Source organism: Bacillus sp. 103mf (assembly GCF_900116295.1).
In the GTDB taxonomy this organism is placed as follows: domain Bacteria; phylum Bacillota; class Bacilli; order Bacillales; family Bacillaceae_G; genus Bacillus_A; species Bacillus_A bruguierae.
In genome coordinates this window covers 475,015-487,862 of sequence record NZ_FPAF01000002.1, presented here as the reverse complement: position 1 = coordinate 487,862, position 12,848 = coordinate 475,015, and the positions used below count along the sequence as shown (strand labels likewise).

The window sequence follows — 12,848 nt, the reverse complement described above, 5'->3', positions numbered from 1 at the left end:
CTTATTACTTTGTAATTTTAGAGTGTTGACTTAAGTACTCCTGAACTCCTGGAGAAATGTCAAAGCGGTTCGGTCCTTTATATTCGATAATAAAATTCTTACCTTCATTTGTTTCAAATGAGATCTCATAACTATCCATTTTATAATTGTAAGAAGTGCCTTTGACTTTCGCATCTAAATCGAAGTATTTCACAATATACTTTTCTGATTCAGAAATCGCGGTTTGTTTTTTCCATGGAGTACCATTCCATGTGAAGTAAAGAAATAAAGCGGTAACGCCAATGAGAGAAGTTAGTAGAATGGCTACTCTAGTTATGTTTTTATTCATTTGAGTGATTCCTCCGTAAAATAATATGAATTTATTTTAATAGTACGCCAACAGAAGTCCCCTTCCTCGAGTATTTACAGAGCATAGTCCAGGTGGTGGGGAATGAATGTTGGTCGTGTATGGCTGAAATGTCTTATTTTCATGAGCGTATAGGGAATCCTACTTTCAACGGATAGCACGTTACGTCTATCAAGCATTGAGAGGAAAAAAGAAATACAAAAATGATATCGTAAAGTAGCTTGATTAACATAGAGTTCTTTTTAGAAGGGTTTAACTTTTTCATTTCCGGTTATTTTATGAATAATATATTTCACTCCCAAATATATTCCGCCAATTAATATGAAAAGTAGTATCATAACTATAATAGCATCTTCAGAACCTCCACCGGAAAAATCTAAATCCTTCTTTTTACTTATAATATGTCCCAGAATATAGGACAAGATAAAGCTGATTACAAAGGCTAAAGCAAGATACACTGTAAATTCTCGATTCGATATGGCAACCACTATGTAACAACAGACTCCGAAAAATGTAAATAAAAGCACTAAAAAAAATAATGCTTTAAAAAATTTTTTGATATTCACCCAACATTGAGACAAAAATTGTCTAAATGTTCTCCGGTTACGTGGTCTCTTTCTGCGTCGTTTCTTTTTGTGCTCTTTCATTTCAATCATCCATCCATAATCATTGTATTTCTATAATTATATCATTAAACAATAATGAGATATATTCTTAATGTTAGATATAGTAGGGTAGCTTTAAGGTTTGAAGACAAGGGATACCTCGTTTTATGAAGAATTGTACACTAGAGGTTTTTAAATGAGGTGGTAGTTATATGTGAAGTGAATATCATCTCATATTATTACTTACAGTAGCTTGCGAGCTATAATATAAAAGGAGGTTACATAAAGAAAAGTTTATAAGTAGTTTTAGTGGTTATTTTACAAAAGAATATGGGAATGTAGAATGTGATTACGTGGAGCTATTTGATATTGACGATCCAGAATACATTAAAATTGAATTAATAGATAATAAGGTGATTGTTACTGCTTCTTTATTTGCAGGGTTTACTATATGGTCGGATAACAAATCTTTATGAAAGGTAGCAGTTACTATAGAGGAGATTTATTCATACTCATTGATAGGGATAGAAACGTCTTATATATTTTCTTGTTTTTATTATATTTAAATAATACATAAAGATGAAAAAAGGGGTAAAACCATGGATTATAACGTATTTCTTAAGCAAGTAATTAATGGAGATTGGAAGTCAACTCAAAAAGGTTTTATTGTTTATACTCCTGAAAAAACCATTGAATGTTTTGAAGATATATCAAATGAAAAAGATATATTTTTAGCGGATTTTAAGTATGTTGAAGATTTACTTTTTGAAGCATGTTCTAATGTCATAGAAAAATTTTCTCGTTCTGAAAATAATAAAGATGTATTTGTAATTGCATTGTACGTTGATACTGAGGGCGGCTATTGTGGTATATCAATAAATACAGAACCGGAATACCGAAAGATAATTGATAAATGGTATCCTGATGAATCAGAAGAAGAGCTTAATAGTTTATATGGAGTTCGGTACCATGATTCAGCATTTCCGTTTACCTTTTTCAGTGAATTAATCACTCCGCAATTAGAAGAAATCACAAACGCATACTATTGTATAAATACGGAGCATCCAATACTTGATGTTCAAAGAAAGATAGCATTTCATAAATCCTTTTTTGAAGAAAATCTAATATTAATAGGGATCAACGTGGTGAATAGACTTAAAAATATATTTTCATTGTTGGATACAACAGAAGATTTTTTTGCTTATGTAACCTTGCATGATGTCAATGCTGAACTTTCCGAATTGTTGATCAAAAAAACGGTTCCAAATTTATTGTTCGATCAACTATTTTCCAAAAAATAAATGAAATAAATACAAAAGTCATTGAGGGATGTGCATTATAAGAAGGAATAAATCAAATCTTTTTTATAATTATTTTTTGAGATAAAGAGAAAAGGAATAGTTCTAATTAGTTTGTATGATACATAAACCCATATAAGGCGCCTTTCCTTGTTCACATTCAGCAGAATGCGTGCAACCTAATCACTTCATAAAAATATCCTTTATAAAAAATAATATATCTCTTAAGGAACTATAAAACAAAAAGCGCACCATCTATTGTATTGGTGCGCTTTTTGTCCCGCATTAACGGGCAGTAAGACCCCCACCTCAAGATTCAGAGAGAAGCAAAGAAGATAGGTGGGGGATAACTGCCCGTAAAAGCCCGATTGGGCGGGCTTTCCGTCAGTGGGGGATGAAGAAAACCCCCATTGACGGAAGTTTCACTTTATTTTACTTAATTCGTGAAGGGCTAATATGCTCTAGCCATAGAATTCCATCATATTGTTGGTTAGGAATCATGGTTTCATCGTAAGATCCCCAATACTGCCCGATAATAGGCGTATACATCCAAGAAGTTTCAGGACGATTTTCTTCACCTTTTAAATTTACAAATACTTGCGGATGTTGCGCAGCTTTCAAAATTTCTTCGACACTATTTGTTTGATGTTTTTCCTTTACATTTTTAATCTCATCATTATTCGAATCTAAACTGCTACCACTATATGCAAATATACCAACTGTGTACATTTGGTTTTTTAAATATTGTGGTATCATATCCATCATATTTGGAAATGGTAATACGGTTTGAATCATTTTAGAATTTTGTTTTCTAATATGATAATTGTGTCCCCACACAATCATTTTTTTATTCTTAAATTGCATTTCACTTAACCATGCTAAATTCTGTGCCATCTTTTGATCTCGAGTGTAATATGAGAAATCATCTGGATATTTTTCAGGTGGAATCTTAACGTTTTTAGACTCTTTCACTTCATTTGGAATATGTGTTTTAAGCGCAGCGATTCGAATCTGGATTGACTTTTCTAGAAAAGTCACATCATAGGATGCTTTAGGCGCTACTTGTTGCAATTCATTTTTATGTTGTTGGATAAACTCTTTTATGTTTTCGTATTTGTCCAAAAGGGATGCCTGCATTGCTTGAAATTCCTTATAAGAAGAGACAGAACGGTATTTCACGATTTCTCTTTCTGCTTCTACAAGTAATTTTCCTATTTCAGGATTCAATTTTCCAATCCATTCATTTGCAGATGTTGCAAATGTAGCAGTAGCAGCATTCCACGGTATATTGATATCAAATCCCGTTAAAATAAGAGGTGTTCCTTTTTCCTTTTGATCTTTTATGTATTGAAATAATTCTTCTACATCTTCAGTATACCAAACTCCATAAAGAGCTTTCTTCATGGCTTGTTCGGCTGTTAAATCATCTATATTTTGATACACAGCATTCGCTTCCGCAAAGCCTGATTCAAATGCAATTACATCATAACCCATTTCTTCATGCAAATACTTAATGATACGAACCTTAGATTGATTCATTTCTGTTGAACCATGAGTAGACTCACCTAGTGAAACAATACGTTTGCCCTGTAAGGTTTGTTTCAAAAATGATAAATCCTCATTCGAACTAGCAGTTGGTTCTTGTAATTTAACCGCATGTTCACGAACCCAATTCTGCCATTTTTGTTGATCTGCAGGCAGTTCTTCAGCAGATGCTACTGTCGAAAATGTTGTTAGTGCAAATAAAGTAGCTACTAATCCTTTTTTCCATTTTGAAAACACATATACCCCTCCTGATTGTTTATAAACTTTATTACATAAATCTAATTATCTATCATTCATTTGAAAAAATGGGAATAATTAGATTTATATATTTATACTAGAGGATAGGGTTTATAAAAATCAAGAAAAAAGGTGATAATTGCGTTAAGTTATAATATTCTGTGAACTTAAAAGGAACCGTTAGAGTGTAGCTCTAGGAAATATCCTATATAGCTACTACAAGTATATGGAAGTTAGATAGGATTTAAAGAAGGACGGCTACTACTTAATTTGTTGAAGTAATCAATATGTTTACGAAATACACAAAGCCTCAAGTGTGTTCATACATTCACACTTGAGGCTAATTTTAGCTACCAGCTAGCTACTTCAACATGTGCCTTTAACCATTTTTCCCAAAGTGGATCTTCTAGTTTAAGTAAACTTAATGACGTGCCTTGCATGTCTAAAGATGTTAGATGAGTTCCGACTTTGACAAATCGAATATCTAGTCCTTCAAGTTCACATAAACGACGAATGTCATTTGCGAAGATATACTGCTCCATTAATGGAGTAGCACCTAAGCCGTTAATTAGGATTGCAAACTTGTCTCCTTGTTTCCAGCGGTAAATACTTTTGAGTTTATTCATCAGCTCAATAGCCAGTTTTTCAGAAGAACATAATATCTCTTTACGGTACCCTTTTTCTCCGTGGATGCCGACTCCGTAAAACACTTCATTGTCTTGCAAGGTAAAAGAAACTTTGCCTTGGATTGGGTTGGTTGCTGGAGAGAGGGCGACTCCTAATGTATGGAGATTACGAATGACAGATTGACCAATGTCTGTTAATTGTTGTAATGAATAGTTTTCGAGAGCCGCTGCTCCGAGTATTTTATGAACGAAAATCGTCCCGGCCACTCCTCGTCTTCTTTTATTAAAAGAAGCATCATCTTCAATGGAAACATCGTCATTCACAATTACATGATCAACAAGTCTTCCTTCCTTTTTTGCCAAATCTTCAGCAGTTAAAAAGCTTTCTACGTCAGCTTTAAAGTTTTTAATAATTAATAGGACACTTTTATCTTTAGGTACAGAGCGAATTGCCGCTAATATTTGTTCTGGTGTAGGAGGAGTGAAAATTTCTCCATTGACTGCAACTGAAAGCATTCCTTTTCCTACATAACCAATATCAGCTGGTTCATGCCCACTGCCGCCGCCGCTTATGATTACAACATTTTGCTTGGTCTTGGCAAGATCTTTCTGATAAATGATGTTGTGTTTTGCGTTATAACATATTTTATCGTTATGTTCAAAATAAAAACCGTGTAACATATCCTGAACAATATTTTGAACATCATTCATGATTTTTTTCATTGTTTTTCCACCTTATCATTTGTTTGCTGATTGCTTAAGTAAAAGTACTAATTGATTGTTTATCATATTTTTCATCATAGAAGACATGATAGATGGATCGACAGCGCAATGGTTTTCAATCCAGTCTTTTATTGTCCCAACAAATCCATGACTATAAAAAGAGGCCAGTGTATCTTTCTTCATCTCAGAAATAGCTAAGTTACAGCCAATTAATAGCTCATCAATAATTTTGATGTATAAGTTTTTCGTATGCTCGAATAGATAGTAATTAAATGAATTTTGCTCGATTACCTTAAATGCATTTCGGTAGAAGCACTGATTTTGATGAAAGTAATTAAATAATAGGTCAAAAATATTCTCCCATTTTTCATAATCAACAAAGTCTATAATATTTTCTTTCGTTTCTTCTTTATAAATCCAACCCAACAATTCAAATTTATCTTTAAAGTGATAATAAAAAGTTTGTCTGCGCATCTGACAATGTAACATAATATCACTCACAGATATTTTATGAAAAGGTTTCGTTTCCATTAATTGTTTTAGAGAGTTGGCTATAATTTTTTTTGAAATGATAGAAGAGGTCATTTGAATCCTCCCTACAACTTTATTCGTTTTTAATAAGTAACATCCTATCTATAAATGAAGTGGGTGTCTTTAGACAAATCGTGAATTTTGTCCGTTCGCCATTAAGCGCTTACATTTTAATATAGTTAGTAATAGTACGCTTTCAAATATATCATGATTCAGAAGGGAATGTACCGCGGCAGCAATACTCTATGAATAAAGAAAGCTATGAAAGTGTGTATATAAATAAGGTAAACGATTTAAGAAAATAACAAAATGCATAGAGGAGGAGTAATAAGTGAAAAAAATTATAAATAAACCTGAAACTCTCGTTATGGAGATGTGCAATGGAATGGTTATGGCTCATCCGGAACTGGAGCTTTTGAAAAAGTATAAGGTAATGAAGAAAAAAGAAATGAACGAGAATAAGGTAACGTTAATCAGCGGTGGCGGTAGTGGACATGAACCGGCACATGCGGGCTTAGTGGGGAAAGGGATGCTAGATGCTGCGGTGTGCGGGGATGTGTTTGCTTCTCCTTCGCAAATACAGGTATATCAGGCGATTAAAGCAACAGCTAGCAAAAAAGGTACACTGCTTATTATTAAGAATTACAGTGGAGATATCATGAATTTTAAAAACGGAGCTCACTTAGCTACTGAGGATGGCATTCAAGTAGAATATGTCCGCGTTGATGATGACATTGCAGTAGAAGACAGTCTTTATACAGTAGGACGTCGCGGTGTTGCAGGGGTTGTGTTCGTACATAAAATAGCAGGTGCAGCAGCAGAAGAAGGTATGGATTTGATGCAGGTCAAAGCTGTAGCGGAAAAAGCGGCGGCAAATGTTCGAACAATTGGTCTAGCACTAACTTCCTGTACAGTTCCTGCTAGTGGATCGCCTACTTTCAAGTTGGGTGAAGATGAGATGGAATATGGCGTTGGTATTCACGGAGAGCCAGGCAGAAAACGGGAAAAAATTGTGACTGCAGACGAATTGGCTTTGCGCATGACAAATGAACTTGTGAAGGATTTAGCGTTAGATGGTAATGAGGATGCTGAAATTGCTGTTTTAGTAAACGGCTTTGGTGGTACACCGCTACAAGAACTTTATCTATTTAACAATGCGGTTACTAGGGAGTTAAGCGGCAGAAATATACGAATAAATAGAACGTTTGTTGGGAATTACATGACTAGTATTGATATGGCCGGAATTTCTCTAACAGTAATGAAACTCGACGATGAGCTGAAAACATTGCTATCGAAACAGTGTAATACACCTGCATTTAAGGTAGATGGACCAATTGAGAGTGTAGAATACGTTCATATTGAGGGACACGAGGAAGAGAAACCAGTTTTCTTTGAGGCAGAAACAGCGGAAGAACATGCGATCATCAAGAATGAGGTCATCACATTAGATAATATGATTTATCTTGTAGATAAAATGAGCGAAGTCATTATCAAGAACGAAGTGCCTTTCTGCGAATTGGATACCCATGCAGGTGATGGCGATTTCGGAATGAGTGTCGCGAAAGGATTCAAACAATTAAAACGAGAGTGGAGTTCGGTTTTAACTCAAGAACGTTTCAATATAGGAACATTTCTAGATGCGTGTTCTATGGTTATTATGGAACATTGCGGCGGGGCTTCTGGGCCAATTTGGGGCGGCGCTTTCCGAGCTGCAGGTAAGGCTGTAGAAGGAAAAATGGAATTAACAGTCGGAGAGTTTGCTGAAATGTTGCAGGCTTCACTTAAAGGTATACAGTCCATTGGTGAGCGATCTTTCGGAAGAGGAGCAGAAGTAGGTGATAAAACGCTTGTGGATGCGCTTGTACCTTGTGTAAATTCTTGGTCAGAAAGTGCTATAGCTGGCGTGGACTTTAAGACTGCTTTTGAAAAAGGGGCAGCGGCTGCTGTTAAGGGAGCGGAATATACAAAAGAAATCGTTGCTCGAATGGGCCGCGCTGGTACAGTTGGTGAAAGAAGCTTAGGGTATCCGGATGCTGGTGCCTACGCTCTAGGGGTTATATTTACAGAACTCTCCCGTAGTTTAAAATAATAGTACTATGTTAAAAACGTTATCTTTTCTAGATGTGACTAGGAATGATAACGTTTTTCCATTTTAGGAGGTGTTTTATTTTGTTAGCTTAATAGTGATGGGGTACCGCAAAATATATGGATAAGAGGTCGAATAGGAGGCCACCTACATCGCTTGTCACTTCACGATAATCCCTTTATACAATGAACTCCCGCTCCACGACTAACAACCAACAAAGAGAGCTATCTTCGAATTTCTTAACATAAAAAACATATGTGTTTGTTAATTTAGAATTTATCGTTAATTATTTATCAACTTTAATAAATACGGTATAAAATTTTATAAAATCCAATACATTCATATGCTGATAGTGATTTATTAACTGTATCCTTTAAAATTTAAAATACATATTTTTACATAAAATACAAAATTCTACCTTTACTTTAAATTCCATAAAAAATATAATCTTCTATGAAATTACATTTTTGTAGAATTTTATAATGGAAATTGGAAGGGTGATCAAAAAACAGAACGAAGCCGTTGCTTTTTATTCGCTTATTAACTTTGTTAAACTCCTTATTCTCTTGTAAGTAATTTAAGTATTTTTATATGAAGAAATCGAAAATAGTTGTCTACAAGGAGATAAACTGATATGAAAGATATTTTAGAATTATTCCCAAGCGATGATGGTAATAAAAAAACACAAGAGCTATTTTTGGAATCCATAAAAAAAATAGTTAGAAATCTTGGTGATTTAAAAAATGAAAATCAGGCAACCTTAGGAAATATTGAGGAAAAATCAGTAGAATACTACAATGAATTAATTCATAGCAGTTATATACCTAAAACAGGTATTGGTATTCCTAATGTCATTGAAGAACTAAATCAATTTATGAACGGACACCCTTATCCGAATAAATATTATTTATCTAATGCTGTACCTCTTCCGAGCATTCCATCATTACTAGGTTTATTGACCATGTCACTATTAAATGGTAATGGCGTTTGGGATGTATATGGTCCTGCAGCAGCAGAAGCAGAAGTGAAAGTTGTGTCTATGCTCTCGAAATTGATTGGTTATGATCCAAATAATAGTGGCGGTTATACAACATGGGGAGGACAAGGCTGCGTATTTTCAAGCTTACGCTTAGCTATTTCAAAAAGCTTTCCACAAGCAAAAGAACAAGGTGTTCCTCAAAATGTGTATTGTTTTGCTTCTGAAAATGCACATTATAGTTTATTGAAATCGGCTGAGGCAACAGGAATTGGCACAAATAATTTAATTAAAGTAAAAGCTGATCCTTATACAAATTCTATAGATATAGAAGATTTAGAGAAAAAGATCATAGAAGTTATCGAAAAAGGAGGCATCCCTCTTTATATTCTAGCTACTATGGGTACAACAGATACATTTGCGATTGATAATATAAAGAAAATTAAAGAGGTTGCTGAATTCATAGAAGATAAATACAAATCAAACTCTATTTATATTCACGCTGATTCGGCAATGGGCGGTTTCTATAGTTTCTTTAATAATTATGAATTTGAACAGAATCCATTATTGTTTGAACCTTCCGTAAAAGATGCTTTAAAACAAATACAAGAACAAATGCAATACATGTATCTTGCTGATAGTGTATGCTTTGATTTTCATAAATTAGGTCAAACCCCTTATGCTACAAGTATTTGGATTGTTAAAAATCATAATGATTTGCATATTATGGACATAGAACAGAATGATACACCTTATCTTGGTAACAGATCATATGGTAGTTACCATACAGGTTATACACTAGAATGTTCACGGTCTGGCAATGCTATTCCAATGTATGTAAATTTATTAGCATTTGGCATTGAAGGCTATCAAAAATTATTAGCAAATTACGTTCGAGTAAATCTTTTATTTAGAAAAAAATTAAGAGCAGCTTTACCTCAAGTAGCAGTAACGAATGATTACACATATGGTCCCATTACGACATTTCGTTTCTATATGCATGGCGATGGTGAAGAGAATTGGAACGAAGAAAGAACAGGAAAATCAACGCAAGAAAGTATAGAGGAAACAAACAAATTAAATATTGAAATATTTAATCACCTAGGAAAAAATCGAGATCAGATCTTTTTAGGCGATACAACTCGTTCTTGTTTAGTTAACGTTATAAATGGAAGTGAACGTAATCCAATTTCTACTCTTAAGTTTTTTTCTATCTCTCCATATACAACAGTTGAATGTTTAGATGAGGTTGTAGCATTTATTAAAAAGCATGTTCTTACTGTAACGAATGATATCTATGCTTGTATTTAATAAGTTCATATATTATTGATTTAATATTCAGGATGTATATAAATACAAATTAAAAAATCGACATAAAAAACCCTTTCTTTTTAGGCGGGCGAGAGCATCTGGCGATGCATAGAAGCGACTTATATGTCGAAAAATTAAAATAGATTTATATAGTTCATTTTTCATTAAGAAATATTGCTAATATCTTTACAAACATACTTAATTTACTATTTTATGAAAAGAGGAAGAATAGATGAATATAGAAATGCTAGGAACTCAACATATTAAAGATGCAGCTGCGCTAATTGCACAATCTTTTGCAAATAGTGAACCCCTTGTGAGTGGTTTACAAATTCCTTTTGCTTCTTTTAATAAAATGTGTGAAGAAATGGTAAGTCAAGCCGCTTCTCAATCTATGTCATTTGTAGCAATGGAAAATTTCCAAATGATAGGCGTTATCTTGGTAAGAAAAGCCAATCAACCACTCATAGATAAAGAAAAAGCAGCCGAGGTATGTCCTCAAATAGAACCAATTTTTCAATTATTAGATGCATTAGAAGTAAACTCAATAGAATTCTCCCAGCTAGATAAAGAAAATTTAGTTTACCTAGATATGGGAGCTTGTCACCCAGAGTGGATGGGGAACGGTGTAGTCACTACCCTTCTTTCACACGTAGTGCAAGAAATAGTGCTAAAAAGAAATTTTGATATGGTTGCTGCTTGTACAAATAAAATTTCTCAACAAATACTCAAAAAACGATATACACCTTTTCAAATTAATGAAATTGTATATGGTGATTTTCTTTATCAAGGTATGTATCCATTTTCAAACATAACATCTACTTTAAGTGCTCAGTTGTTATATATACCTCAATCGCAAATAGTCATCAAGGCTATTTGAAATATATAGAGATTAACACATACTGAAAGATTCAGGTGCAAATTCAATTGTATCTGAATCTTTAAATCTCATTTCGATATTGTGTCTTAAAGTATGAAATCGTTGAAATATAAGTTTCGTTGTATGAATAAAAGATGTGATTTGAATATGTGGAAATAAGATAATCGTTTTTTTCGGTATTAGAAAAGCCAGACATCCAACTAAGGATATCTGGCTTGTTTTCATATAAAAAAAGACATGACACTATCTACATGATACAAAAAACTGAATTATAAGTCTATATCTTTTTTTATAAAAATGCAAAAATAAGAGTGTGCACAAGAAACGTAACGTTACGAACAATATAGAAAAGAGGGCGTACGATGAGAAGAACAATAACGACTGATGAAGCAATTAAGCGTTGGAACAAACATGCTGAACATTTTACAGCAGGCTATGACGAGCATGGTGGTATTCATAGAGAGGTATTGTTGAATCCTGCGATTTTTTCGTTAATAGAAGATGTTAAAGGAAAAAAACTTTTAGATGCTGGATGTGGAGAAGGCTATTTAAGTAGAATCTTAGCCAAACAAGGGGCTACTGTAACAGCTGTTGATTATGCGGGAAAGATGATTGAAATTGCTAAACAAAGAACGAAAAGTGATGAAGCAATCGAATATAAACAAGGAAATTGTGAGAAGCTCGATTTTTTAGCAGACGCACAGTACGATATGATCGTTTCTAATATGGTCATTCAAGATTTAGAAAATTATGAGGCAGCATTAAGCGAGATGTACAGGCTTTTAAAGCAAGGGGGTACGTTTATTTTCTCTATTCTTCATCCTTGTTTTATCACGCCAAATAGTGGATGGATAGGGCGTGGACAAGTCGATCAACAATATTGGAAGGTTCAGCGTTATTTCTATGAAGGGGTATATGATCAACGGTTTCCGATAGATTCTGATGAAAAAGTTGTATTTTATCATCGTACATTGACGAGCTATTTTAAAGCGATTCACCGAGTAGGATTTACCTTGATAGATGTTATCGAACCGATGCCTTCTGTAGAAATGCTAAAAAAGTATCCGCAATTTGAAGAGGATCTACACTGTGCGGATTTCATCGTATTTAAATTAAGAAAATAAGGACCATGCATGATAAGGAGGGAAACGTGTGCGGATATTCCATGTAAGTGAGGAGAATCATATTCAAGTGTTTTATCCCCGAATACCTACTCGAGAGGACTTAGATCCAACAAAAGGGCTTGTATGGGCAATAAATGATCAATGCTTACCTAACTTTTTAACGCCTAGAAATTGTCCACGTGTTTGCTATCATGTTGGCCCAAATACATCTGAAATCGACAAGCAAACATATATATCATCAAAGTCATGTTCACATGTAGTCGTTATAGAAAACAGATGGTTTGAAACGATGAAAAATACGAAATTATACTTGTATGAATTTGATACAAAGCAGTTCACACTGCAAGATGAGAACGCTGGTTATTATGTAAGTGAAACATCGCAAATTCCAATTGCCAAATTGGAAGTAGTTGATTTATTTGAAGAGCTATTTAAGCGTAATGTTGAATTACGTTTAGTAAATAACTTGTGGGATATTTTTGATGAAATTCAAAAAACAACATTGAATTGGTCAATGTGTAGAATGGGTTTTGCGCAGCCGAGATTTGAGGGATAATTTT

11 protein-coding genes are annotated in these 12,848 nt (G+C 33.9%); 6 read left to right on the top strand and 5 right to left on the bottom strand.

Annotation, left to right across the window (positions count from 1 at the left end; genetic code table 11):
* Positions 1–4 precede the first annotated feature (4 nt).
* Together BM350_RS08975 and BM350_RS08970 are read right to left on the bottom strand one after the other, a co-directional pair.
* Positions 5–328, bottom strand: a complete 324-nt coding sequence (locus BM350_RS08975) for a YfjL-like protein (RefSeq protein ID WP_090917667.1) — start codon at positions 326–328, stop codon at positions 5–7.
* Positions 329–588: 260 nt separating this feature from the next.
* Positions 589–993 (bottom strand): permease, encoded by a 405-nt coding sequence (locus BM350_RS08970; protein WP_244547959.1) that lies wholly within the window; start codon positions 991–993, stop codon positions 589–591.
* Positions 994–1,550: 557 nt separating this feature from the next.
* Between BM350_RS08970 and BM350_RS08960 the strand changes: the two genes are divergently transcribed.
* A complete protein-coding gene (locus tag BM350_RS08960; RefSeq protein ID WP_090917663.1) occupies positions 1,551–2,252 on the top strand; it encodes a hypothetical protein in 702 nt (233 codons plus the stop codon).
* 429 nt (positions 2,253–2,681) lie between these two features.
* On the opposite strand, the gene BM350_RS08955 is transcribed toward BM350_RS08960, so the two are convergent.
* The 3 genes from BM350_RS08955 to dhaS form a co-directional block, all read right to left on the bottom strand.
* Positions 2,682–4,031 carry an erythromycin esterase family protein gene (locus tag BM350_RS08955; protein ID WP_090917661.1) on the bottom strand — a complete coding sequence of 450 codons (1,350 nt, stop codon included), beginning with the start codon at positions 4,029–4,031 and terminating at the stop codon, positions 2,682–2,684.
* A gap of 350 nt (positions 4,032–4,381) precedes the next feature.
* Positions 4,382–5,380 (bottom strand): DhaKLM operon coactivator DhaQ, encoded by a 999-nt coding sequence (gene dhaQ / locus BM350_RS08950; RefSeq protein WP_090917659.1) that lies wholly within the window; start codon positions 5,378–5,380, stop codon positions 4,382–4,384.
* Between the two features lie 15 nt (positions 5,381–5,395).
* Positions 5,396–5,965, bottom strand: coding sequence for a dihydroxyacetone kinase transcriptional activator DhaS (gene dhaS / locus BM350_RS08945; protein ID WP_090917656.1), 570 nt, complete (start codon positions 5,963–5,965; stop codon positions 5,396–5,398).
* A 277-nt stretch (positions 5,966–6,242) separates the two neighbouring features.
* Here dhaS and dhaK point away from each other — a divergent pair, with 277 nt between their 5' ends.
* From dhaK to BM350_RS08920, 5 genes are all read left to right on the top strand, one after another.
* Positions 6,243–8,000: a dihydroxyacetone kinase subunit DhaK gene (gene dhaK, locus BM350_RS08940; RefSeq protein ID WP_090917654.1), complete on the top strand. Its 1,758-nt coding sequence runs from the start codon at positions 6,243–6,245 to the stop codon at positions 7,998–8,000.
* 631 nt (positions 8,001–8,631) lie between these two features.
* Positions 8,632–10,284, top strand: coding sequence for a pyridoxal phosphate-dependent decarboxylase family protein (locus tag BM350_RS08935; RefSeq protein ID WP_090917652.1), 1,653 nt, complete (start codon positions 8,632–8,634; stop codon positions 10,282–10,284).
* Between the two features lie 232 nt (positions 10,285–10,516).
* Positions 10,517–11,164, top strand: coding sequence for a hypothetical protein (locus BM350_RS08930; protein WP_090917650.1), 648 nt, complete (start codon positions 10,517–10,519; stop codon positions 11,162–11,164).
* Between the two features lie 362 nt (positions 11,165–11,526).
* Positions 11,527–12,288, top strand: coding sequence for a class I SAM-dependent methyltransferase (locus tag BM350_RS08925; protein ID WP_090917647.1), 762 nt, complete (start codon positions 11,527–11,529; stop codon positions 12,286–12,288).
* Between the two features lie 28 nt (positions 12,289–12,316).
* Positions 12,317–12,844: a DUF6886 family protein gene (locus tag BM350_RS08920; RefSeq protein ID WP_090917645.1), complete on the top strand. Its 528-nt coding sequence runs from the start codon at positions 12,317–12,319 to the stop codon at positions 12,842–12,844.
* The last annotated feature ends 4 nt before the right edge of the window (positions 12,845–12,848 follow it).